The organism is Streptomyces chumphonensis (assembly GCF_014779715.1).
Classification (GTDB): Bacteria; Actinomycetota; Actinomycetes; order Streptomycetales; family Streptomycetaceae; genus Streptomyces; species Streptomyces chumphonensis.
Map to the genome: position 1 here is coordinate 950,799 of NZ_JACXYU010000001.1, position 22,878 is coordinate 973,676.

Annotated in this window: 20 protein-coding genes and 2 tRNA genes; 12 read left to right on the forward strand and 10 right to left on the reverse strand. The window is 72.1% G+C overall.

All coding sequences use genetic code 11. The features are described from left to right. Positions 1–8 precede the first annotated feature (8 nt). Positions 9–353, reverse strand: a complete 345-nt coding sequence (locus IF129_RS03970; protein WP_191207965.1) for a DUF4233 domain-containing protein — start codon at positions 351–353, stop codon at positions 9–11. Continuing rightward, positions 353–1,900: a bifunctional tetrahydrofolate synthase/dihydrofolate synthase gene (folC, locus tag IF129_RS03975; protein ID WP_191207966.1), complete on the reverse strand. Its 1,548-nt coding sequence runs from the start codon at positions 1,898–1,900 to the stop codon at positions 353–355. Before folC ends, IF129_RS03970 begins: the two co-directional genes overlap by 1 nt. 90 nt (positions 1,901–1,990) lie before the next feature. Between folC and IF129_RS03980 the strand changes: the two genes are divergently transcribed. Together IF129_RS03980 and IF129_RS03985 are read left to right on the forward strand one after the other, a co-directional pair. Beyond that, entirely contained in the window at positions 1,991–2,479 is a 489-nt protein-coding gene (locus IF129_RS03980; protein ID WP_191207967.1) for a ribose-5-phosphate isomerase, read from the forward strand. 31 nt (positions 2,480–2,510) lie between these two features. Then, entirely contained in the window at positions 2,511–3,332 is an 822-nt protein-coding gene (locus tag IF129_RS03985) for an Fpg/Nei family DNA glycosylase (protein WP_191207968.1), read from the forward strand. Here the strand turns inward: IF129_RS03985 and IF129_RS03990 are convergent. Further along, positions 3,320–4,552, reverse strand: a complete 1,233-nt coding sequence (locus tag IF129_RS03990) for a GNAT family N-acetyltransferase (RefSeq protein WP_191207969.1) — start codon at positions 4,550–4,552, stop codon at positions 3,320–3,322. The genes IF129_RS03985 and IF129_RS03990 overlap by 13 nt on opposite strands. A gap of 113 nt (positions 4,553–4,665) precedes the next feature. Between IF129_RS03990 and IF129_RS03995 the strand changes: the two genes are divergently transcribed. Further along, the gene (locus IF129_RS03995; RefSeq protein WP_191207970.1) at positions 4,666–5,820 is read left to right on the forward strand and encodes a PP2C family protein-serine/threonine phosphatase; all 1,155 of its coding nucleotides are present in this window, start codon (positions 4,666–4,668) and stop codon (positions 5,818–5,820) included. Between the two features lie 15 nt (positions 5,821–5,835). On the opposite strand, the gene IF129_RS04000 is transcribed toward IF129_RS03995, so the two are convergent. Continuing rightward, positions 5,836–6,999: an acyltransferase family protein gene (locus IF129_RS04000; RefSeq protein WP_224754229.1), complete on the reverse strand. Its 1,164-nt coding sequence runs from the start codon at positions 6,997–6,999 to the stop codon at positions 5,836–5,838. A 343-nt stretch (positions 7,000–7,342) separates the two neighbouring features. Between IF129_RS04000 and IF129_RS04005 the strand changes: the two genes are divergently transcribed. Further along, positions 7,343–7,537 (forward strand): hypothetical protein, encoded by a 195-nt coding sequence (locus tag IF129_RS04005; protein WP_191207972.1) that lies wholly within the window; start codon positions 7,343–7,345, stop codon positions 7,535–7,537. Between the two features lie 144 nt (positions 7,538–7,681). On the opposite strand, the gene IF129_RS04010 is transcribed toward IF129_RS04005, so the two are convergent. Continuing rightward, positions 7,682–7,752, reverse strand: a tRNA-Gly gene (locus tag IF129_RS04010). A 78-nt stretch (positions 7,753–7,830) separates the two neighbouring features. On the opposite strand from IF129_RS04010, the gene IF129_RS04015 reads away from it, so the two are divergent. From IF129_RS04015 to clpX, 5 genes are all read left to right on the forward strand, one after another. Then, positions 7,831–7,907 (forward strand) — tRNA-Pro (locus tag IF129_RS04015). A 225-nt stretch (positions 7,908–8,132) separates the two neighbouring features. Further along, positions 8,133–9,551 carry a trigger factor gene (gene tig, locus IF129_RS04020; protein WP_191207973.1) on the forward strand — a complete coding sequence of 473 codons (1,419 nt, stop codon included), beginning with the start codon at positions 8,133–8,135 and terminating at the stop codon, positions 9,549–9,551. Positions 9,552–9,825: 274 nt separating this feature from the next. After that, positions 9,826–10,431: an ATP-dependent Clp protease proteolytic subunit gene (locus IF129_RS04025; protein ID WP_191208270.1), complete on the forward strand. Its 606-nt coding sequence runs from the start codon at positions 9,826–9,828 to the stop codon at positions 10,429–10,431. Between the two features lie 94 nt (positions 10,432–10,525). Continuing rightward, positions 10,526–11,206 (forward strand): ATP-dependent Clp protease proteolytic subunit, encoded by a 681-nt coding sequence (locus tag IF129_RS04030; RefSeq protein WP_191207974.1) that lies wholly within the window; start codon positions 10,526–10,528, stop codon positions 11,204–11,206. A 150-nt stretch (positions 11,207–11,356) separates the two neighbouring features. Beyond that, complete coding sequence (clpX, locus tag IF129_RS04035; RefSeq protein WP_191207975.1) at positions 11,357–12,643, forward strand: ATP-dependent Clp protease ATP-binding subunit ClpX; 1,287 nt, start codon at positions 11,357–11,359, stop codon at positions 12,641–12,643. Between the two features lie 66 nt (positions 12,644–12,709). On the opposite strand, the gene IF129_RS04040 is transcribed toward clpX, so the two are convergent. The 4 genes from IF129_RS04040 to IF129_RS04055 all read right to left on the reverse strand — a co-directional run bounded on the left by IF129_RS04040 (position 12,710) and on the right by IF129_RS04055 (position 16,776). Then, positions 12,710–13,645 carry a hypothetical protein gene (locus IF129_RS04040; protein WP_191207976.1) on the reverse strand — a complete coding sequence of 312 codons (936 nt, stop codon included), beginning with the start codon at positions 13,643–13,645 and terminating at the stop codon, positions 12,710–12,712. Positions 13,646–13,797: 152 nt separating this feature from the next. Next, positions 13,798–14,727: a hypothetical protein gene (locus tag IF129_RS04045; RefSeq protein WP_191207977.1), complete on the reverse strand. Its 930-nt coding sequence runs from the start codon at positions 14,725–14,727 to the stop codon at positions 13,798–13,800. 121 nt (positions 14,728–14,848) lie between these two features. Next, positions 14,849–15,967: an ICP22 family protein gene (locus tag IF129_RS04050; RefSeq protein WP_191207978.1), complete on the reverse strand. Its 1,119-nt coding sequence runs from the start codon at positions 15,965–15,967 to the stop codon at positions 14,849–14,851. 209 nt (positions 15,968–16,176) lie between these two features. Beyond that, positions 16,177–16,776, reverse strand: coding sequence for a biotin transporter BioY (locus tag IF129_RS04055; RefSeq protein WP_191207979.1), 600 nt, complete (start codon positions 16,774–16,776; stop codon positions 16,177–16,179). A gap of 282 nt (positions 16,777–17,058) precedes the next feature. Here IF129_RS04055 and IF129_RS04060 point away from each other — a divergent pair, with 282 nt between their 5' ends. Continuing rightward, entirely contained in the window at positions 17,059–18,483 is a 1,425-nt protein-coding gene (locus IF129_RS04060) for an amino acid permease (RefSeq protein ID WP_191207980.1), read from the forward strand. 143 nt (positions 18,484–18,626) lie between these two features. Further along, the gene (locus IF129_RS04065; protein WP_191207981.1) at positions 18,627–19,271 is read left to right on the forward strand and encodes a superoxide dismutase; all 645 of its coding nucleotides are present in this window, start codon (positions 18,627–18,629) and stop codon (positions 19,269–19,271) included. A gap of 140 nt (positions 19,272–19,411) precedes the next feature. Here the strand turns inward: IF129_RS04065 and IF129_RS04070 are convergent, their stop codons facing one another. Next, complete coding sequence (locus IF129_RS04070; RefSeq protein WP_191207982.1) at positions 19,412–20,041, reverse strand: mycothiol-dependent nitroreductase Rv2466c family protein; 630 nt, start codon at positions 20,039–20,041, stop codon at positions 19,412–19,414. Positions 20,042–20,213: 172 nt separating this feature from the next. On the opposite strand from IF129_RS04070, the gene pepN reads away from it, so the two are divergent. After that, positions 20,214–22,817, forward strand: coding sequence for an aminopeptidase N (pepN, locus tag IF129_RS04075; protein ID WP_191207983.1), 2,604 nt, complete (start codon positions 20,214–20,216; stop codon positions 22,815–22,817). Positions 22,818–22,878: the final 61 nt, after the last annotated feature.

A 22,878-nucleotide genomic window follows, 5' to 3' on the forward strand; every position in this document is an offset into this window, starting at 1 on the left:
GCCGTCGTTCAGGGAGCCGGCGGGGACGCGGCGGCCCGCTCCGCCTTCGCCCGGTCCACCGTCGTCCCGACCCTGATCGACACCCACCACAGGAGGGTGAAGACGGCCCCCAGGACGAACATCGTCGGCACCACGAAGCCGCTCGCGATCAGCGCGACCTGGAGGGCCCAGCCGAGCTGGACGCCGCCGGGGCGGCCGAGCATGCCGCACAGCAGCAGGCACAGGGCCATCGCGACGCCCGAGACGGTCCACACGGTGGCCGCTCCGTGGTCGGTCAGCCGCATGGCGACGAGACCCGCGAAACCGATGACGAAGAACTCCGCCAGCAACGTGGAGGCACACAGCGTTCGCATCAGCGGTCCTTCCCCAACAGCAGCCGGGCCTCGCCGACGGTGATCACCGAGCCGGTCACCAGCACCCCGGCCCCGGAGAACTCGTGCTCCTCCTCGGCCAGGGTGATGGCCGCCTCCAGCGCGTCGTCCAGCCGCGGCTCCACCTGGACCCGCTCCTCCCCGAACACCTCGACGGCCAGGGCCGCCAGGGCGTCGACGTCCATCGCCCGGGGGGTGGAGTTGCGCGTGACGACGACCTCGGCGAGCACCGGCTCCAGCGCCTCCAGCACGCCGCGCACGTCCTTGTCACCGCTCGGCCCGACGACGCCGACGAGCCGGCTGAAGCCGAACGCCTCGGAGACCGCCTCCGCCGTGGCGCGCGCACCGCCCGGGTTGTGCGCGGCGTCCAGGAGCACGGAGGGGCTGGAGCGCACGAGTTCGAGACGGCCGGGCGAGGTCACGGCGGCGAAGGCGGTGCGGATGGTGTCCACGTCGAGCGTGCGCCCCTGCTCGGCCCCGACGCCGAAGAACGCCTCGACCGCGGCCAGGGCCACGGCGGCGTTGTGCGCCATGTGCGCGCCGTGCAGCGGCAGGAAGAGGTCGGGGTACTCACCGCCGAGGCCGCGCAGGGTCAGCAGCTGCCCGCCGACGGCGACCTCCCGGCTGACGACCCCGAACTCCAGCCCCTCGCGGGCGACCGTCGCACCCTGCTCGGCGGCCCGGCGCATGAGGACGGCAGCCGCCTCCACGGGCTGCTGGGCCAGCACGACCGTCGCGTCGGGCGCGATGATGCCGGACTTCTCCCGGGCGATCTCGGCCGGTGTCCCCCCCAGCCGCTCGGTGTGGTCGAGGGAGATCGGGGTGACGACGGAGACCCCGGCGTCGATGACGTTGGTGGCGTCCCAGCTGCCCCCCATGCCGACCTCGACCACGGCGACCTCGACCGGCGCGTCCGCGAACGCCGCGTAGGCCATGCCCGTCAGCGCCTCGAAGAAGGAGAGCCGGTGCTCCTGGGTGGCGTCGACCAGGTCGAAGAAGGGCTTGGTGTCCTCGTACGTGCGGATGAAGTCCTCGGCCGGCAGCGGCGTCCCGTCGACGCTGATGCGCTCGGTCATCGACTGCACGTGCGGGCTGCTGTACCGCCCGGTGCGCAGTTCGAACGCCCGGAGCAGCGCGTCGATCATGCGGGCGGTGCTCGTCTTGCCGTTCGTCCCGGTGATGTGCACGGACTGGTAGGAGCGCTGCGGCTCCCCGAGGACGTCCATGAGGGCCCGGATGCGGTCCAGGCTCGGTTCGAGACGCGTCTCCGGCCAGCGGTCGAGCAGCTCCTGCTCCACCGCGCGCAGGGCGCGGTCGGTCTCCGGATCCTCCGGGCGGGCGGGCACGTCGTCGGCGGCGAGCGACCCGGCCTGGGTGCGCAGCGTGCGGCTGCCCGCCTCGATGACCGCGAGGTCGGGATCGCGCTGGGTCTCCTCCCCCACGATCTCCTCGAACTCCTCGAACGGGTCGCTCCCGAAGGGGTCGCCTTCTGGTCCTGTACTGCCTGGGGTGCCGGGGGTGTCGCTCACGCCGGCCAGTCTACGGAGGTCCGGCGCGGGCTTCGCGGGGGCGCCGCCCCGGAGCCACGACCCCCGCCGCCGCGTGTCACACTCGTGCCCATGCGCGTCTACCTCGGCTCCGATCACGCCGGTTACGAACTGAAGAACCACCTGGTGGAGTGGCTCAGGGCAGCCGGCCACGAGCCCGTCGACTGCGGCCCGCACCTCTACGACGCGGCCGACGACTACCCGCCCTTCTGCCTGCGGGCCGCCGAGCGCACCGTGGCGGACGGCGACGCGCTGGGCGTCGTGGTGGGCGGCTCGGGCAACGGCGAGCAGATCGCCGCCAACAAGGTGCGCGGCGTGCGGGCCGTGCTGGCGTGGAGCGAGCAGACCGCCGCCCTGGGCCGGGAGCACAACAACGCGAACGTGATCAGCGTCGGCGCCCGGATGCACTCCACCGAGGAGGCCACCCGCTTCGTCGAGGTGTTCCTCGCCACGCCGTTCAGCGGTGACGAGCGCCACGAGCGCCGCATCGAGCAGCTGGCCGGCTACGAGGCGACGGGAGAGCTGCCCCCGATCCCGGCCCACCACCCTCAGCAGGGCTGAGCCACCGAGAGCGGAGGACGCGGCGCCGGACATGCCCGAGGGCCACACGATCCACCGGCTGGCGGCGGACTACCGGGAGCGCTTCGGCGGCCGGGACGTGCGCGCGTCCAGCCCGCAGGGCACGTTCGCGGACGCCGCGGGGCGGCTGGACGGCCTCCCCCTGCTGACGGCCGAGGCGGTCGGCAAGCACCTGTTCCTGGGCTTCGGTCCCGGCACCGGCTGGGTACACGTCCACCTCGGCCTGTTCGGCAAGGTGTTCTTCGGAACGCCGGACGACCCGGCCGGCACCAGCCCGCCCCCGACCGTCCGGCTGCGGCTGGCGCACGGCGACGCCTACGCCGACCTGCGCGGGCCGACGCGCTGCGCGCTGGTGACCGACGCGGACAAGGACGCCGTCACCGCCCGGCTGGGCCCCGACCCGCTGCGGCCGGGCGCGGACCCCGACCGCGCCTGGGCGCGGATAGCGCGCAGCCGCACACCGATCGCCGTGCTGCTGCTGGACCAGAAGATCGTGTCCGGCGTCGGCAACGTCTACCGGGCCGAGGTGCTCTTCCGGCACGGCGTGCACCCCTACCTCCCGGGGCGGGAGCTCACGCGGGCGCGGTGGCGGGCGCTGTGGGACGACCTCGTCGCCCTGATGCCCGACGGAGTGCGGCACAACCGCATCGACACCGTCCGCCCCGAGCACGCGCCCGAGGCGATGGGCCGCCCGCCGCGCGTGGACGACCACGGCGGCGAGGTGTACGTCTACCGCCGCGCCGCACAGCCGTGCCACGTGTGCGCGACCCCGGTGCGGACGGCGGAGCTGGCGGGCCGGAACCTGTTCTGGTGCCCGGGCTGTCAGAAGCCGTAGGGCGACCAGGGGGCCCGCGTGCCCCGGAACGCCGTCGAGGCCGCCTCCAGCGCGCCCGGCCGCAGCTCCCGGACGAGGCCGGCCTCGGCCAGCCCGCTCAGCGGAACGCCGCCCAGGTAGGCCGCGCCGAGCTCCCGGACGTCGAGGGCCAGGTCGGCCGGGGCACCCGTGCGCTCGCACACGGCTCCCCCGACGTCCGCGCCCAGTCGCCAGCGGCCGGCGTTCCACGGGCAGAAGGCGTCGGCGACCTCCAGCACGACGTCGAGCGGGCCGCTGTAGGAGCGGGCCGCCAGCGCCGCGCCGACCTCGACCGGCCGCACGTACAGCTGGTCCGCGACGCGCAGCCGGCAACGGCGGGGGTCGGAGACGAGGTACTGGAACGGGTCGTCGACCGGTCGGCTGTCCAGCTCGATCGACGCGGTCAGGTCGATGCCGGCCAGGTACCGCCAGAGGGCGGCGCGGGCGCCCGGCTCCAGCGCCTCCAGGTCCCACACCCGGACGCTCCCGTGGGCACCGGACTCGTCCCACTGCGGCTTGACCGCGTACCGCGCGTAGCCGCGGAGTTCGCCGTTCCGCTCGGCCAGCACGCACTGGAGGGGTGAGGCACCGCCCCGCTCCGCCGGCGGGTCCTCGATCTGCCGCCGCGCCCAGACCTCGGAGGTCCGCGTCAGCATGCCGGGGCGTTCGGGCACCAGACGGGCGTAGAGGGCCTCGCAGTCCGGCAGGGCCTTGCCCGGGTCCGCCAGGCGCAGCCGGACGTCCTCGGCCTCGGGCGGAGCCGCGAAGGTGACGCGGGTCGTGTCGACGGTGGCGCGCAGCTTGCGGCTGGCCCCGCCGTAGCCGTACCGCCCGTAGATCGCCGGCTCGGAGGCGGTGAGGATCGCCAGCGGCTCACCCGCGGCCCGGACGTCGTCCAGCTGACGGCGCATCATGCCCGTCAGCACGCCGCGGCGACGGTGCGTGGGGGCGACGCTGACCAGGGACACCGCCGCCGAGGGCACCGGCGCGCCGCCGGGGACGGTCATCCGGAAGCCGTAGGCGGTGGCCGTCCCGACGACGTCGTCGCCGTCGACCGCGGCGAGCGCCCGCTCGGGCTCCCACACGCGGTACCAGGAGCTCCGCTCGGCGGGCTCCTTCGGATCACCGCCGAAGGCCCGGATCACCGTCCCGTAGTACGCGTCCCAGTCGTCGGGGCCCATCGCCCGGAGCTCGGTCGTCATACGTCCACAGGTACCAGGGCGATGCGAACGGAGCATCCGATTTTCGAACGGGATGACCATGGGCTGAGGTGGGGAATCGACGCACGCCGGACACCCGGATAGGCTCCCGAGCCATGGCAGGACGTACCGGTTCGGCCGGGCAGGCGGCCCGCACGGACCGCAGTCGTAAGGCGTGGCACCGGGCCCGGCTCCGGCTGCGGCGCTCCGGTGTCGACTCCTTCCGCGGGCACGGCTCGGACTGGCTCGTCTTCGGCACCCTGTTCCTCGTCGTGGTCCTCCTCACGTGGGGGACGGTCGCCCAACCGCTGTGGGTCGCGCCCGAGACGCTGGTCCTGCCCGTCATCGCGGGCGGGCTGCTGCTGCGACCGGTCAGCCTCCTGACGCTGTACGCCGCCTCCGCCGTCGCGCTGATCGTGGAGTCGGTCGTGCTGGGCCCCTACACCGACGGGGCCGGACGGGTGACGCCCGGCACCGTGCTCGTCGTGGCGGCCGTGGGACTGGCCGGGCTGCTCATCGCGCAGTTCCGGATGCGGGTGGGGGTGCCCTGGACCGGCGGCAGCACGATGCTCTTCGACCTGCGCGAGCGGCTCGGTGTGCAGAGCAGGCTGCCGCGACTGCCGCGCGGCTGGCACGCCGAGATGTCCCTGCGTCCCGCCGGGGGCCAGTCGTTCTCGGGGGACTTCGTCGTGGCGGCCCGCACGGGCAAGGAGCGCCGGATCCTGGAGATCGTGCTCACCGACGTCTCCGGCAAGGGCATGGACGCCGCGTCCCGCGCGCTCCAGCTCTCCGGTGCCTTCGGCGGCCTCCTCGGCTCCCTGCCGCCGCCCGCCTTCCTGCCCGCGGCCAACGCCTACCTGCTGCGCCAGGAGTGGGACGAGGGCTTCGCCACCTCCGTCCACCTGGTGCTGGACCTGGACACCGGCGACTTCGAGCTGCTGTCCGCCGGGCACCTGCCGGCGATGCAGCTGAGCGCCGGAGCGGGCACCTGGACGCCGCAGACCGCCGACGGGCCGCTGCTCGGTGTCCTGGACGGGGCGGAGTTCCACCCCGCGAAGGGCCGGCTGCGGCGCGGGGACGTGCTCATGCTCTTCACCGACGGCCTGGTCGAGGCACCCGACCGGGACCTGACGGAGGGCATCGACCGGCTGACCGGCGCGGCGGAGACGCACATCGCCACCGGATTCCGCGGCGCGGCCTGGCACCTGATCGAGCGGGTGGCCCGCGACGTCAACGACGACCGGGCCCTGCTCCTGCTCTGCCGGGACTGACGGACGGCAACGCCCTCAGCGCGCGGTGGCGTTCACCCTTTCCGGTGAGGTCTTCCCCGGGGTGTCGCGGAAGAACCAGTCCATCCTCGGCTCCACCACGGGCCGGAAGAGGCGCCGGACGGGCGCGGCGCACAGCGCGGTCATCATCACGAGCGCGAGCACCGAGATGACGAGGTGGCCCAGCGGGGTGTCGGCGCCCGAGAGCGCGTACCAGTCGAACTCCCGCGCCGCCTGGATGAGGTAGACGTGCAGCAGGTACGCGAAGATCGTGCCCGCTCCCAGCGCCGTGAACCACGTGGTCCGGCCCGGCGTCCACGCCACCAGGCAGGCCGTCAGCGCGAGTGCGCAGCCGAAGATCGCCAGGGTCATCACGGGACCCGCCCACCAGGGCGCGCCCAGTTCCTGGGCGGAGCTGGTGTGGAGGAGCCACTCGTCGTCCATCGCGGGCGCGGCCCAGTAGGCGAAGGCGAGGAACCCCAGGGCCACGGGGGCGGCGACGAGGCGCGCCGTCCTGGTCCGCACGAGGTCGAAGTGCTCACGGCGCAGGTGGAGGCCGAGCACGAAGAACGGCAGGAACTGCAGGACCCGCATGAGGTTCAGCTCGCCCCCGATGCCCGGGGTCGCGCTCGCGACGGCGGCGACCGCGAGCGCCACGGGAAGCGGCCAGCGCAGCAGCTTCCAGACGGGGGCGGTGAGCCGCCAGATGAAGAGGGCGACGAGGAACCACAGGGCGTACCCGGGGCTGAAGAAGGACAGGGGGCGGTCGGGGTCGGCGATCTGACGCATGAACAGCGTGTAGACGACCTCGAAGACCGCGTAGGGCACGGCGACGCCCGTGATGAGACGGCGCACCTGCCCGGGGCGCGCCTCGAAGCTCCGCGACAGATAGCCCGAGACGAGGACGAACGCCGGCATGTGGAAGGCGTAGACGAACAGGTAGAGAGCGGCGATGCTCCGGTTCTCACCCGTCAACGGCGCCCAGGCGTGGCCCAGGCCCACCAGCAGGATCGTCAGGAACTTGACGTTGTCCAGGAACGGGTCGCGCGGCTTCGCCCGGCTGTCCCCGGCCCCTTCGGCGGCCGGGGAACCGGACGCGCGGAGCTCCGGTGCGCGCGTCGTGGGGGACGTCTGGGCAGGGGCGGTGGGGGACGCCGTCCGCCCGGAAGCAGGGGGGAACATCCACCGCACCATAGACGCGATAGAGGGGAAACGAAAACGAGCGGCGTCAGGTTGCCTGGAGAGGTCAAAATTCTTCACTTCGTGTCCACACCGTGACCATGCGGCCGATGATGCGCCCATGAGGCCCCACTTCGTCGCTTTTCGCCTTCGCGCGTGTCCGGGCCGCCACGCCCGCCCACCGCACCCACTTCCCGGTGTCCCTTCCCCGCGTTCGCGGTCTCACCGCTCCAACGGGCTCCTGCGCTCACCCGGTTGGTGGCACGATGGTGCGGGCGAGGGTGCACGAGCGGACCGACACCCTCAGGCCGGTGACGAGGCGTTCCGACCGAAGGTGTGATCTGTTGTGGCCATTTCGCTCTCTGTGGTGCTGTTGCTCGCGATCATCCTCGTGGTGATGATCCGCGCCGGCTCCATCAAAACGGGCCCGGCGATCGTCGCCGCGCTCCTCGGCTTCTTCCTGGCCTCCAGCGGCATGGCGCCGACCATCCAGAACTTCCTGGACTCGGTCGCCCGGTCGATCAACTCGATCAACTTCTGAGCCGGCCTCCACCGGCCTGCCGGCCCCACCGCGCCACATAGGGCGCGCACGCGCGGCACCGCGCGTGCGCGCGGAGGAGCAGCACGAAGAGACCACGAAAAGACCGCAGCCCGGACCTCGCGGGCCCGGGCTGCGGTCGTGGTGAGCGGGCGACGGGAATCGAACCCGCGTAGCCAGTTTGGAAGACTGGGGCTCTACCATTGAGCTACGCCCGCGAGCGCCTCACACGTGGTCACCGACCGCCGTGCGGCACGCAGTGCATCGTACGCCATGTACCCTACGTGTCGCACCGGCGGGGTGTGGCGCAGCTTGGTAGCGCGTCCGCTTTGGGAGCGGAAGGTCGTCGGTTCGAATCCGGCCACCCCGACCACGTAGTATGAAAGACGCGCGTGCCTGTGTCGTGTCCGTTTTTCCGCCGGGATACGTCTCCATACGTCTCCTGGTCGGGATGCGGGGCGCTCCAGCCTGAGGGCAGACCTCCTGAGGCGGACCTGCGGAGCAGGTCTGGCGCACGTCCGCAGAGCGTCCGAGGAACGTGCTCACCGTGCGTTGCGAGGACGACCATCCCGAGCAGTCAGCCCCAAGGAGACCGACCGTGAAGAGCGCCGTGGAGAACCTGAACCCGACCCGGGTTCGGCTCACTGTCGAGGTGCCCTTCGAGGAGCTCAAGTCCAGCCTCGACGCGGCGTACAAGAAGATCAACCAGCAGGTCACCGTGCCCGGCTTCCGCAAGGGCAAGGTCCCGGCGCGGGTGATCGACCAGCGGTTCGGCCGGGGCGCGGTGCTGGAGGAAGCCGTCAACGACGCGCTGCCGAAGCTGTACCAGAGCGCCGTCGAGGAGGGTGAGCTGAACCCGCTCGGCCAGCCCGAGGTCGACATCACCGAGCTCAAGGACAACGAGCTGCTCGCCTTCACCGCCGAGGTGGACGTGCGGCCCGAGATCGAGATCCCGGACTACTCCGGCATCGAGGTCACCGTGGACGCCGTCGAGGTGACGGACGAGGACGTGGACCAGGCCGTCGAGCAGCTCCGTGAGCGCTTCGCCTCCACCTCGCCCGTCGAGCGCGCCGCCGCCGAGGGCGACGTCGTCAAGCTCGACCTGGAGGCCAAGGTCGACGGCGAGGTCCTGCCCGACGGTGTCGCGAAGGGCATCGACTACACCATCGGCTCCGGCGAGCTGCTGGAGGGCATCGACGACGCGGTCACCGGCCTGGAGGCCGGCGGCACCGCCACCTTCACCTCCACGCTCAAGGGCGGCTCCGCGGCCGGCCAGGAGGCCGAGGTCACGGTGGACGTCGAGACCGTCTCCGCCCGCGAACTGCCCGAGCTGGACGATGACTTCGCCCAGCTGGCGAGCCAGTTCGACACGATCGCCGAGCTGCGCGACGACAGCCGCAAGCGGCTGGAGCAGAACAAGAAGTACGAGCAGGCGACCGAGGCCCAGCAGAAGGTGCTGGAGGAGCTCATCGAGCTCATCGAGGTGCCCGTCCCCGACAAGCTCCTCGAGGACGAGATCAACACCCGCAAGCACAACCTCGTGAACCACCAGCTCGGCCAGATGGGCATGGACCTCGCCACGTACCTGCAGCTGCAGGACAAGAGCGAGGAGGACTTCGACGCCGAGCTCAAGGAGCAGGCGGTCAAGGGCATCAAGACCCAGTTCGTGCTGGACGAGCTGGTCTCCAAGGAGAAGCTCAACGTCAGCCAGGAGGAGCTCACCGAGCACCTGATGCGGCGTGCCCAGTCCTCCGGCATGAGCCCCGACCAGTTCGCCCAGGCCGTCGTCGAGGGCGGCCAGGTGCCGATGCTCGTCGGCGAGGTCGCGCGCGGCAAGGCGCTGGCCCTGGTCGTCGAGTCCGTGACGGTGAAGGACAGCAACGGCGAGGTCGTCGAGCTGGACGACGAGGAGGAGGGCGCCGAGACGGTCGAGGCGGCCGAGACCGCCGAGACGTCCGGTGACACCGCCGAGGCCCCCGCCGCCGAGCAGGCGACCGAGGAGAAGAAGGAGGGCTGACCGCCCTCCCGGCCCGGCCGACGTCCCGCCGCAACGGGCCCGTGCGCACGCGCGCGCACGGGCCCGTTCGCGTACGGCGCAACGGTTCCGGGCCTCCCCACGCGACCAGCCGGAACGGTGCCTGCGCTCACAGCGAACAGTTCTCGGACCGGGATGGCCGCGCCGGACCTGCGCGTTAGGGTCCATGTACACGAAGACGCTAGCGACGGCAGGGGAGCCGCCTTACGGCGGCCCGGCCGTCCGGACACGAGCAGGTGGACACGTGACGCTTCCGATGCCTTCCGCCGCCGGTGAGCCCAACTTCGGTGGCGGGCTCGGCGACCAGGTCTACAACCGGCTGCTCAACGAGCGGATCATCTTCCTCGGCCAGCCGGTGGACGACGAGATCGCCAACAAGATCACCGCGCAGCTGCTTCTCCTCGCCGCTGACCCGGACAAGGACATCTACCTCTACATCAACAGCCCGGGCGGTTCGATCACGGCCGGCATGGCGATCTACGACACGATGCAGTACATCAAGAACGACGTCGTGACGATCGCGATGGGCCTCGCCGCCTCGATGGGCCAGTTCCTGCTCAGCGCGGGCACCCCGGGCAAGCGCTTCGCCCTGCCGAACGCCGAGATCCTGATCCACCAGCCGTCCGCGGGTCTCGCCGGGTCGGCCTCGGACATCAAGATCCACGCCGAGCAGCTGCTGCGGACGAAGAAGAAGATGGCGGAGCTGTCGGCCCAGCACACCGGCCAGACCGTCGAGCAGTGGAACCGGGACGCCGACCGCGACCGCTGGTTCAGCGCCCACGAGGCCAAGGAGTACGGCCTGCTGGACGAGGTCATCGGCTCCGCGGCCGACATTCCCGGCGGTGGCGGCACGGGCGCCTGAGCCCCTCCCCCGCCCAGCCGCCCGGGGCCCTGCCCGGCCCCTCCCGCAGCCCGCAGCAAGACCTCATGAGGATCACCAGGACGGTGGACACCCGATGAACAACTACCCCGGCGCCGGCCTTCACGAGCGCTCCGACGCTCGCTACACCGGCCCCTCCCCCGACTCCCGCTACGTCGTTCCCCGCTTCGTCGAGCGCACCTCCCAGGGCGTGCGCGAGTACGACCCGTACGCGAAGCTCTTCGAGGAGCGGGTGATCTTCCTCGGCGTGCAGATCGACGACGCCTCCGCCAACGACGTCATGGCCCAGTTGCTGTGCCTGGAGTCGATGGACCCGGACCGCGACATCTCGATCTACATCAACTCGCCCGGTGGCTCCTTCACCGCGCTGACCGCCATCTACGACACGATGCAGTTCGTGAAGCCCGATGTGCAGACCGTCTGCATGGGTCAGGCGGCCTCCGCCGCCGCCGTGCTGCTCGCGGCCGGCACCCCCGGCAAGCGGATGGCGCTTCCCAACGCGCGTATCCTGATCCACCAGCCGTACAGCGAGACCGGTCGCGGCCAGGTCTCGGATCTGGAGATCGCCGCGAACGAGATCCAGCGCATGCGGACGCAGCTGGAGGAGATGCTGGCCAAGCACTCCACCAAGCCGATCGACCAGATCCGCGACGACATCGAGCGCGACAAGATCCTCACCGCGGAGGAGGCTCTGGCGTACGGTCTGGTGGACCAGATCATCTCCACCCGCAAGACGTCGGTCGGGCTGGCGGGCTGATCCGCCCGGCAGACCGGCACCGTGGTGCCCCCCTTGGGCGTCAGTCGTTCCAAGGGGGGCCCATTCAAGGGCCTGGGCAAGGTACCTTCGAAAGGCAAGGACCAGGAATCGCCGGGGCCCCGGCGGTGACAGGCGAAGGGGAAGCACCTCGTGGCACGCATCGGTGATGGCGGCGACCTGCTCAAGTGCTCGTTCTGCGGCAAGAGCCAGAAGCAGGTGAAGAAGCTCATCGCGGGCCCAGGTGTGTACATCTGCGACGAGTGCATCGATCTCTGCAACGAGATCATCGAGGAGGAGCTCGCCGAGTCCTCCGAGGTCCGTTGGGACGAGCTGCCCAAGCCCCGGGAGATCTACGAGTTCCTGGAGGGCTACGTCGTCGGGCAGGAGGCCGCGAAGAAGGCCCTGTCCGTCGCCGTCTACAACCACTACAAGCGCGTCCAGGCGGGTGAGAACGGCGGTCCGCAGGGCAAGGACGACGCCATCGAGCTGGCCAAGTCCAACATCCTGCTCCTGGGCCCGACCGGCTCGGGCAAGACCCTGCTGGCGCAGACCCTGGCGCGCATGCTGAACGTCCCGTTCGCCATCGCCGACGCGACGGCGCTGACCGAGGCCGGGTACGTCGGCGAGGACGTCGAGAACATCCTGCTCAAGCTGATCCAGGCGGCGGACTACGACGTCAAGAAGGCCGAGACGGGGATCATCTACATCGACGAGATCGACAAGGTCGCCCGCAAGAGCGAGAACCCGTCGATCACGCGTGACGTCTCCGGTGAGGGCGTGCAGCAGGCCCTGCTGAAGATCCTCGAAGGCACCACGGCGTCCGTGCCGCCGCAGGGCGGGCGCAAGCACCCGCACCAGGAGTTCATCCAGATCGACACGACGAACGTGCTGTTCATCGTGGGCGGCGCCTTCGCCGGGCTGGAGAAGATCATCGAGTCGCGGGCGGGCGCGAAGGGCATCGGCTTCGGCGCGACGATCCGCTCCAAGCGCGAGATGGAGTCCGCGAACCACTTCGAGGAGATCATGCCGGAGGACCTGGTGAAGTTCGGGATGATCCCCGAGTTCATCGGCCGTCTTCCCGTCATCACCTCGGTGCACAACCTGGACCGCGAGGCGCTGCTGAAGATCCTCGTGGAGCCCCGCAACGCCCTCATCAAGCAGTACCAGCGGCTCTTCGAACTCGACGGCGTGGAGTTGGAGTTCGACCGTCCGGCGCTGGAGGCCATCGCCGACCAGGCGATCCTGCGCGGCACCGGCGCACGCGGACTGCGGGCCATCATGGAAGAGGTCCTGATGTCGGTGATGTACGAGGTGCCGTCCCGCAAGGACGTGGCCCGCGTCGTCATCACCGCGGACGTCGTCCACTCGAACGTGAACCCGACGCTCGTGCCGCGTCACCGCGGCTCGGAGTCCGGCCCGCAGGAGAAGTCGGCGTAAGGCGCCACCGAACGGCGTGGGGCCCGGGAGCAAGCCGCTCCCGGGCCCCACGGCGTTCACCGGGCGTCACTCGGCCCGGACGCGGGCCTCCGCCCGGAAGTCGGCCGTCAGCTGCGCCCCGGCCTCCATGGACGTCGTCCCCAGCAGGGCGAGCGGCATGACCATCCCCACCGTGCTGTGGTCCCCCCAGACGCACAGCGGCACGGACACCTGGACGCCCTCCTGCTCGTCCGCGACCTCCTGGCACTTCAGCACGGCGCCCTCGAAGCCCTCGGGTGTGAACGCCTCCGGGTCGCCGACGAACTCCGCGGTGCTCTCCTCGTCCTTCGCCGCCTCGCTCCGCACGAAGCGGAAGAAGTCGTCCACCGCGCGCTCCGGGTCCTCGACCTCGCCCCAGACACCGCCGAAGAACGCCATCCGCATGCCGGCGAGCGGGTTGTCCTCGCCCGAGGTGCCCGCGTCGTCCGGGTCGAGCGTGCTGTAGCTGCCCTGCACCGACGTGCCGTCCGAGATGCCCAGCCGCTCCATGACGGCCATGAACTCGGCGTCCTCGCGCGCGGCGCCGTCCGTCCCGCCGTCGTCCTCGGAGAGCCGGTAGTCCCCCACCTGCTGGGGGACGTCGAGGCGGTGGGGTCCGTCGTCGGCGATCGTGGAGCCGTCGCCGCCGGTGAGGAGGACGACACCCGCGACGAGTGCGCCGACCACGGCGAGCGCGCCGACGGTCAGGCCGACGGCCTTGCCCTTCGAGCGCCGCCGGGGCGGCGGGGGCGGTGCCTGCCCACCGTGGAGGTGGGCCTGCCCGTACGGCTGCTGCGGTGCGTACGGGCCCTGCGCTGCGGGCGGGTGCCCGTACGTCGGCTGGGCGTACGGGCCTGCGGGCTGCGACTGCGGGTTTCCGTACGGCGGGTACGGTGCGGGCGGCGCGCCGTACGGGTTCGGCTGCGGAGGCTGCTGACCGTACGGCCCCGGTGGTGGTGGCGGCGGTGGCGGCTGATGGCTCATCACGTTTCCCCTCCCGGTGCGTGCCGCGTGCACGCACTCACGTGTCGCCCTCATCCTCCCGGAACGCGTTCGACGCGTCACATCCGGTGCGGACGGCGCGGGGGCGGGCCCGGGGAACGGGCCCGCCCCCGGGCGGCGGCGTCCGTCCCGGTTCACTCGACCCTGACGCGGGCCTCCGTCCGGAAGTCGGCGGCGACCTGGGCCGAGTCCTCGACCGACATGGCCCCGACGACGCTCAGCGGCATCACCATGCCCACGGTGCTGTAGTCGGCCCAGACACACAGGGAGGTGCTGAAGGTGGTGGGCATCTCCTCGTCGGCCTGGGACTCGACCTCCTGACACTTCATCACCGCGCCGTCCAGTCCCTCGGGGGAGACGGACTGCGGGTCCCCGACCAGTTCGGCTTCGTCCGAGGGGTCCTGCTCCGTCTCCTCCCTCATCGCGGTGAAGAAGTCGTCCACGGCCTGCTCCGGGTCGTCGACCGTCCCCCACACGCCGCCGTAGAACGCCATGCGCATGGTGGCGAGGCTGCCCTCGTCCAGCGCCGACGGGTCGCTGGTGTCCAGGGTGGTGTACTGGCCCTCGACGGACTCGCCGTCGGAGACCCCGAGGGTCCGCAGGAACTTCTGGAAGTCCTCGTCCCCGCTGCCGCCCGTGCCGGATCCGTCGTTCTCCTCCAGCGTGTAGTCGCCGACCGCCTCGGGGACGACGAGTCGGTGGGGGCCGTCGTCGGCGACGTCGGAGTCGCCGTCCCCCGTGAGATAGAGGATGCCGCCGATGACGGCACCCACCACGAGGACGGCACCGACGGCCAGGGCTATGACCTTGCCGGTGCCGCTCTTGCGCGGCGGGGGCGGCGGGACGTACCCGCCGGGCTGCGGCGGGCCGTAGGGCTGCTGGCCGGGCCGGCCCGGGTAGCCGTACCCGGGCTGGGCCGGGGGCGCTTGCGGATAGCCGTAGCCGGGGGGCTGGCCGCCGCCGGGCCGGCCGTACGGCTGGGAGCCGTGGCCCGCTCCGTAGGGCCCCGGTTGCTGGGGCTGCTGTCCGTACGGGCCCTGCGGCGGCGGCTGGTGGTAACTCACGACGCTTCCCTCCGTGGGCATGCTCCATGCATGCGTTGACGCGTTACCGACATCTTGGCCGAGAAGAGCCGGAAGGTCCCCGGCGGCCACCGCTTGGGCTCCGGACCCTCACATGCCGGGCTCAGTCCGCCGCCACCCGGAGCTCGGCCCGCACGTCCGCGGTGAGCTGCGCCCCCTCGGCGAGCGACCGGGAGCCGCTCATCGGGATCGGCATGACCACCGCCACCGTGCTGTCATCGGCCCAGACGCACAGCGACGTCTCCTGGGCCCGCCCTTCGAAGTCGACGTTGCTCATGATCTGGCACTTCATCACCGCGCCGTCCAGCCCGTCCGGGCTCATCGCCTGCGGCGTGCCCTGGAGTTCGCCGTCCGCGTCCGCGGGCTGCTCGGTCTTCAGCTTGGCGAAGAAGCCGTCCACCGACGCCTCCGGGTCCTGCACGACGCCCCAGGCCCCGGCGACGATGAGCATCTCCATCGACTCCAGGGCGCTCGGGTCCTGGAGACTCTCCGGGTCGCTCGGGTCCCAGGTGGAGTACGCGCCCTGGGTGCCCTGGGCGCCCTCGACGCGCATCGCGTCGATCGCCTCGTCGAAGCCGGTCGTGTCGGTGGGCAGGCCGCCGTCCTCGCCCGCTATGAGCGTGTAGGTGTCCAGCAGCCCCTCGGGCAGGACCAGTTCGTAGGGCGCCTGGCCGCCGGGCCGGTCCGCCGGGTCCTGCGACGGGGAGTCGCCGTCGCGCTCCCGGTCGCCGTCGCCCCCGTCCTCCGTCCCGGGCTCCGCGTCCGGCCGGTCGGCGTCCTCGGGACCCTCTCCGCCCTCGGAATCCCGGCCCGCCTCGGCGTCCTGCGACGCTCCGGGCTTCCTGTCGGCGACGGCGGACGTGTCGTCGTCCCCTCCGGTGAGGAGCAGGACACCGGCGATGACGGCGCCGACGAGGACCACGGCGGCGACCGCCAGACCGATGAGCCTGCCCCTCCCGGGCCCCGCGGCCTCCGGTCCGGGTGCCGCGGGGGCGTGGCCGGGCGGGGGCGGGGGCGGGGGCGGCGGCAGGGTGGGCGGCACGTCGGCCGTCTCCTCGGCCGGTTGGTCGGAGGGGGCGGACGCGGCCGGCGGGTCGGCCGCCGGTGGCGGGGGCGGGGTGACGGGCGGCAGATCGAGTGACGGCGGACCGGCGGGCGGCGGGCCGGGCGGCCGGGACGGCTCGCCGGGCGGCTGGTCCGGCGGCGGCTGGTGGTGGCTCACGGTGCTTCCCTCCCCTGGCATGCCCTCTGCATGCGCGTACGCGTTCCGTACATCTTTCCGGGTCGGGGTGCGGTCTCGTACAGCGGCCTCGGGCATCCGGCGCGGGGGCCCTGCCCGCCGACACCGATGCGCTCCGGTGCCACCGCGCGCGAGGGCCCCGCACCGGGTGAACGTCCGGTGCGGGGCCCTCGGGCGGTGCTGACCGGGGGTCAGGGCCTGCGGTGGACCAGGTTCCAGGCCGTGGGCAGGGCCGCCATCGCGAGGGCGGCCTTGAGCGCGTCGCCGAACAGGTACGGCACGAGCCCCTTGGTCACGGCCTCCCCCACACCGAGGTCGGCGGCCACGGCGAGGTAGGGCACGCCGACGGCGTAGATGATCGCCGTGCCGACGGCCATCGTGCCGGCGGTGCGGAGCACGCTGCGGTCGCCGCCCCGGCGGGCGAGGGCCCCGACCACGACGGCGGCGAGCAGCATCCCGACGACGTAGCCGAACGCGGGCATGCCCGCACCGTGGCCGCCCTGCGCGAACCAGGGCACGCCGGCGACGCCCGCGACGAGGTAGAGGCCGAGGGAGAGCAGGGCGCGCTGGGCACCGAGCCCGGCGCCGACGAGGAGCGCGGCGAAGGTCTGGCCGGTGACGGGCACGGGGAAGCCGGGGGGCTGGACGGCGAGCTGTGCGGCGATGCCGGTGAGCGCCGCCCCGCCGAGCACCAGGGCCACGTCGCGCGCGACGGAGCGGCTGAGCGTCGTGGCGGGCAGGACGTCGGCGAGGACGGCACCGGGACGTGCGCCGACTGCGGCTGTGCTCATGCGTGAGCCTCCTGTGACGAGGGGGACGGGGGAGACCCGTCGACGCTATCCGAAGGCGCGCGGCGGCCGTCCGTGACGTTGGCGACAACGCTGGGCGTCTACAGTTGTGCGGACGGACATCGCAGGTGAAAGGCCGACCGTCCGGACAGCGGAGCGTGACGTGCGCCATTGAAGCGCGCGTGAGAAGCCGCTCACACTGGCGGGCGTTCCGGAGTGACCGCCTCCGTCGGCCCTGCGTCGATCTTCCGCTCCCCTCGTTCCCCCCTCCCCCTTTGGACCCCCATGGCTTCCTCCCCCACCCACGAGGCGTCCCCCTCCGCTCCGCCCGCCCCGGCGGACGACACGGGGACGCAGGGTGCCCTCACCCACGGTCTCAAGCAGCGCCACCTGTCGATGATCGCGCTCGGTGGCGTCATCGGCGCCGGGCTCTTCGTCGGTTCGGGGGCGGGCATCGCCGCCGCCGGGCCCGCCATCGTCCTGGCCTTCGCGGTGTCCGGGCTGCTGGTGATGCTGGTCATGCGCATGCTCGGCGAGATGTCGGCCGCACGTCCCGCGTCCGGGTCCTTCTCCGTGCACGCCGAGCGGGCGCTGGGGCCGTGGGCCGGGTTCACGGCGGGCTGGATCTTCTGGGTGCTGCTGTGCGTCGCGGTGGCGGCCGAGGCCGTCGCGGCGGCGGAGATCATGCTCACCTGGCTGCCGGGCACCGGGATGTGGATGTGGGTCGCCCTGTTCATGGCCGTCTTCTGCACCACGAACCTGGCCTCGGTGAAGAACTTCGGCGAGTACGAGTTCTGGTTCGCGGCGCTGAAGGTGTTCGCGATCGTGGCGTTCCTGGTCATCGGCGCTCTGGCGATCGCCGGGGCGCTGCCCGGCACCGACGCGCCGGGCACCTCGAACCTCACGGGGAACGGCGGCTTCTTCCCGAAGGGCGCCGACGGCCTCATCGTGGGGCTGCTCGCGTCGGTGTTCGCCTACGGCGGTCTGGAGACGGTCACCATCGCGGCGGCCGAGTCGAAGGACCCGGTGCGCGGTGTCGCCAAGGCCGTGCGGACGGCGATGTGGCGGATCGGCGTCTTCTACGTGGGCTCGATGGCCGTCATCGTCACGCTCATCCCGTGGGACGACGCCTCGCTGGCCAGCGGCCCGTACGCCGCGGTGCTGGACCACATCGGCGTCCCGGCGGCGGGGGAGGTCATGAAGGTCGTGGTCCTGGTGGCGCTGCTGTCGGCGATGAACGCGAACATCTACGGCGCCTCCCGGATGGCCTTCTCGCTCGTGCGGCGCGGCGAGGGGCCCCGGCTGCTGGGGAGGGTCAGCGGCGGCGTGCCACGCCTCGCCGTGCTGGCGTCGTCCGCGTTCGGTTTCTTCGCCGTGCTGCTGAGCCTGTGGTGGCCGGACACGGTCTTCCAGTGGCTGCTCAACATGGTGGGCGCGGCCGTGCTCGTCGTGTGGGGCTTCATCGCCGTCTCGCAACTGCGGACGCGCCGGAAGCTGGAGCGGGAGAGCCCGGAGAGGCTCGTGGTGCGGATGTGGGCGTTCCCGGTCCTGACGTGGGTGGCGATCGTCGGCATCGCCGGCATCTTCCTGCTCATGCTGCGGGACGGCGACACCCGCGAGCAGCTCGCCGCCACGGGCGGACTGACGCTGGCGCTCGCGCTGGTGGGTCTGCTGCGGCAGCGGCGGGCCGCGCGCACGGCGAACGACTGACGGCCGCCGGCCGCGCCGTCACCCCGCTCCCGGGAAGGGGGCGGCCCCACCGGGGCCGCCCCCTTTTCGCTGTCCTCGCACCTTGTTGCTGTTAGTGTCTTGTTGCAAGTGATGTGCAAGAGCAGGCCGAGGGGAACAAGCGCATGTCCACGCTGTACACGCTGCCCGAACTCCCGTACGACTACGTGGCGCTGGAGCCCGTGATCAGCGGCGAGATCATCGAGTTGCACCACGACAAGCACCACGCCGCCTACGTCAAGGGCGCGAACGACACGCTGGAGCAGCTGGCGGAGGCACGGGACAAGGAGAACTGGGGCGGCATCAACGGGCTGGAGAAGAGCCTCGCCTTCCACCTGTCCGGGCACATCCTGCACTCGATCTACTGGCAGAACATGACGGGGGACGGCGGCGGCGAGCCGCTGGACAAGGACGGCACGGGCGAGCTGGCGGACGCCATCGCCGAGTCGTTCGGCTCGTTCGCGAAGTTCAAGGCACAGCTGTCCAAGGCCGCGGCGACGACCCAGGGGTCGGGCTGGGGCGTGCTCGCCTACGAGCCGGTCACCGGCCGGCTGATCGTGGAGCAGATCTACGACCACCAGGGCAACGTCGGTCAGGGATCGGTGCCGATCCTCGTCTTCGACGCCTGGGAGCACGCCTTCTACCTGCAGTACCGCAACCAGAAGGTCGACTTCGTCGAGGCCATGTGGCGCGTCGTCAACTGGCAGGACGTCGCGGCGCGTTACACCGCCGCCAAGGAGCGCGCGAACAACCTGCTGCTCGCTCCCTGATCCGGGTCGGCGGACCGCCGACCCCTCTCGTCCCCTGCCCTCGTGATCGTCTTCTCACCGCTCACGGGCAGGTGTGCGGGGGCCTTCCCGGGTGCCCGACGCACCCGGGAAGGCCCCCGCTCCTCGGCTGCGGCGACCGCTCAGTCGAAGACCGGCTCGGCGTCACGGGTGCGCTTGATCTCGTAGAAGCCGGGCGTCGACGCCACCAGCAGCGTGCCGTCCCACAGCCGACCGGCCGCCTCACCCTTCGGGGCCGGTGTCACGACCGGGCCGAAGAAGCCGAGCGGGTCGCCGTCCGCCCCCGGCACGGCGATCACCGGGGTGCCGACGTCCTGGCCGACGAGCCCGATGCCCTCGGCGTGGGACGCGCGGAGCGCCTCGTCGTACTCCGTGCTCTCCATGGCCCGCACCAGCTCGGGGTCGAGCCCGGCGTCGACGAGGGCACCGGCGATCGTCTCGGCCGTCCGCTCCTCACCGCGCACGTGGAACCGGGTGCCGAGCGCCGTGTAGAGCGCGCCGAGCACCTCCGGGCCGTACTTCTGCTCGGCGGCGACGCACACCCGCACCGGGCCCCAGCCGGTGTGCAGCAGCTCCCGGTAGTGCTCCGGAAGCTCGTCGAGCTTGTCCTCGTTGAGGACGGACAGGCTCATCACGTGCCAGCGCACGGAGACGGGCCGGACCTGTTCCACCTCCAGCATCCAGCGGGACGTCAGCCAGGCCCAGGGACACAGCGGGTCGAACCAGAAGTCGGCGGTCGTCTTCTCGGACAACGGGTCTCCTCACATCGGTCACGGCACTACCACCGGTCGTAACGCCGCGCGACGCGGTCCCCATTCCCACCGGGGGGGCGGAAACCGGGCCTGCCCAGGTGGCCGGTGGTCATGGCATGCTGACCCCCGTTGTTCGATATGCGAGACCAGGTGTCACACAAGGAGTCGTTCCGTGCCCGGAGAGAACCTGACCCGTGAGGAGGCCCGGGAACGGGCCGAGCTGCTCACCGTGGACGGATACGAGGTGGCCCTCGACCTGCGGGGCGCGGTCGGACCGGCCCCGGGGGACGGCCCGCGCACGTTCCGCTCCACCACCACGATCCGGTTCCGCAGCTCCCGGGCGGGGGCCGAGACCTTCGTCGACCTGCTGGCACCGCACGTCCACTCGGTGACGCTCAACGGCGCGGAACTCCCCGTGGACCGGATCTTCGACGGCAGCCGGGTACGGATCGGCCCGTTGGCGGCGGAGAACGAGCTCACGGTCGACGCCGCGTGCGCCTACAGCCGCACCGGTGAGGGGCTGCACCACTTCGTCGACCCGGAGGACGGGGAGACCTACCTCTACACGCAGTACGAGCCCGCCGACGCCCGCCGGGTCTTCGCCAACTTCGAGCAGCCCGACCTCAAGGCGCCCTTCGACTTCACCGTCACCGCCCCGGCGGCCTGGACGGTGCTCAGCAACGGGGACCGGGAAGGCGCCCCCGAGCAGCACGGCGACGCCTCGGCCACCTGGCGCTTCGCGCGCACCCGGCCCATCTCGACGTACATCACCGCCGTCGTCGCCGGTCCGTACCACTACGTGGCCGACCGGTACCGCCGCCGCCTGGCCGACGGCACCGAGCTGACGATCCCGCTCGGCGCGCTGTGCCGCCGGGGGCTGGCCAAGCACTTCGACGCCGACGACATCTTCCGGGTGACGAAGGAGGGTCTGGACTTCTTCCACGACCACTTCGACTATCCGTACCCCTTCGGCAAGTACGACCAGGCGTTCGTCCCCGAGTACAACCTCGGCGCCATGGAGAACCCCGGCTGCGTCACCTTCCGGGAGGAGTTCGTCTTCCGGGGCAAGGTGACCGAGGCGTCCTACGAGGGCCGGGCCAACGTGATCCTGCACGAGATGGCCCACATGTGGTTCGGCGACCTGGTGACCATGGAGTGGTGGGACGACCTGTGGCTCAAGGAGTCCTTCGCGGACTTCATGGGCTCCTTCGCCCAGGTGGAGGCCACCCGGTTCGACGCCGGGTGGGTCACCTTCGCCAACCGGCGCAAGGCGTGGGCCTACCGGGCCGACCAGCTGCCCTCCACCCACCCGATCACGGCGGACATCCGGGATCTGGAGGACGCCAAGCTCAACTTCGACGGCATCACCTACGCCAAGGGCGCCTCCGTGCTCAAGCAGCTGGTGGCCTACGCCGGGCGGGACGCCTTCCTGGAGGGCGCGCGCCGCTACTTCAAGCGGCACGCGTACGGCAACACCCGCCTCGAACACCTGCTGGCCGTGCTCAGCGAGACCTCCGGACGCGACATGGGCGAGTGGGCCCGCGCCTGGCTCCAGACCGCCGGGGTCAACACGCTCACCCCCGAGGTGTCCTACGGCGGGGACGGCCGCGTACGCGAGCTGGCCGTCGTCCAGGAGGCCCCCGAGACGCACCCGGTGCTGCGGCCGCACCGCGTCGCCGTCGGCCTCTACCGCCGGACGGCCGAGGGCGGGCCGCTCACCCGGTACGCCCGCGCGGAGCTGGACGTGGCCGGGGAACGCACGGTCGTCACCGAGCTGGCCGGGGCCGAGCGGCCCGACCTGGTCCTCGTCAACGACGACGACCTCACGTTCTGCAAGACGCGGCCCGACGCCCGCTCGCTGGCCACCCTGCGCACGGACCTGGGCGCCGTCCAGGACCCGCTGGCCCGGGCCCTGTGCTGGTCGGCCGTGTGGAACCTGACGCGGGACGCGCTGCTGCCCGCGCGGGACTTCCTGCGCCTGGTGCTGCGCTTCGCGGGCACCGAGAGCGACGTCGGCGTGCTCCAGATGCTGCACGCCTGGACGCAGACGGCGCTCGACCACTACGTCACCGCCGGAGCGCGCGCGGGAGCGGCACGGGAGCTGGCCGAGGGCGCCGAGCGCGAGCTGCGCGCCGCCGAACCGGGCAGCGGCCACCAGCTGTCCTGGGCGCGGTTCTTCGCCGCGACGGCGGGCGACGACGCGCACCTGACCCTGCTCCAGGAGCTGCTGGACGGCGGGCAGCGGATCAAGGGCCTGGACGTCGACCAGGAGCTGCGCTGGGCGTTCCTCGGACGCCTCGCGGCCGCCGGCCGTGCCGACGCCGCGGCGATCGACGCCGAGCTGGCGCGCGACGACACCGCCTCCGGCAAGCGGCACCAGGTGCGCTGCCTGGCGGCGCGCCCCTCGGCGGAGGTCAAGGAACAGGCGTGGAACTCCGTCGTCGAGTCCGACCGGCTGTCCAACGCGCTCGTCGGCGCCACGATCAGCGGCTTCGCGCAGGGCGGCCAACGGGAGCTGCTGGCACCGTACGTGGAGCGGTACTTCGCGATGCTGGAGCGGGTGTGGGCGGAGCGCTCGATCGAGATCGGCATGTCCGTGGTGCGCGGGCTCTACCCGGCCTTGCTGAGCACCCCGCAGACCCTGGCGGCGACGGACACCTGGCTGGCGTCGCACGCGGACGCCCCGCCGGCGCTGCGCCGACTGGTGCTGGAGGCCCGCGACGACCTCGCGCGCGCCCTGGCCGGACAGGCGTGCGACGCGGCGGCCGAGGTCTGAGCACCGCGCCACTCCGTCCCTGGTGGGGCGGGGTGGCGCGGCCCGCTATCGGCAGTCGAAC

What these genes read in the sequence shown, in the direction of transcription:
- IF129_RS03970 (WP_191207965.1), bottom strand. Translation starts at nt 353, where the DNA reads ATGCGAACGCTGTGTGCCTCCACGTTGCTGGCGGAGTTCTTCGTCATC.
- IF129_RS03980 (WP_191207967.1), top strand. Translation starts at nt 1,991, where the DNA reads ATGCGCGTCTACCTCGGCTCCGATCACGCCGGTTACGAACTGAAGAAC.
- IF129_RS03985 (WP_191207968.1), top strand. Translation starts at nt 2,511, where the DNA reads ATGCCCGAGGGCCACACGATCCACCGGCTGGCGGCGGACTACCGGGAG.
- IF129_RS03990 (WP_191207969.1), bottom strand. Translation starts at nt 4,552, where the DNA reads ATGACGACCGAGCTCCGGGCGATGGGCCCCGACGACTGGGACGCGTAC.
- IF129_RS03995 (WP_191207970.1), top strand. Translation starts at nt 4,666, where the DNA reads ATGGCAGGACGTACCGGTTCGGCCGGGCAGGCGGCCCGCACGGACCGC.
- IF129_RS04000 (WP_224754229.1), bottom strand. Translation starts at nt 6,999, where the DNA reads ATGTTCCCCCCTGCTTCCGGGCGGACGGCGTCCCCCACCGCCCCTGCC.
- IF129_RS04025 (WP_191208270.1), top strand. Translation starts at nt 9,826, where the DNA reads ATGCCTTCCGCCGCCGGTGAGCCCAACTTCGGTGGCGGGCTCGGCGAC.
- IF129_RS04030 (WP_191207974.1), top strand. Translation starts at nt 10,526, where the DNA reads ATGAACAACTACCCCGGCGCCGGCCTTCACGAGCGCTCCGACGCTCGC.
- IF129_RS04040 (WP_191207976.1), bottom strand. Translation starts at nt 13,645, where the DNA reads ATGAGCCATCAGCCGCCACCGCCGCCACCACCACCGGGGCCGTACGGT.
- IF129_RS04055 (WP_191207979.1), bottom strand. Translation starts at nt 16,776, where the DNA reads ATGAGCACAGCCGCAGTCGGCGCACGTCCCGGTGCCGTCCTCGCCGAC.
- IF129_RS04060 (WP_191207980.1), top strand. Translation starts at nt 17,059, where the DNA reads ATGGCTTCCTCCCCCACCCACGAGGCGTCCCCCTCCGCTCCGCCCGCC.
- IF129_RS04065 (WP_191207981.1), top strand. Translation starts at nt 18,627, where the DNA reads ATGTCCACGCTGTACACGCTGCCCGAACTCCCGTACGACTACGTGGCG.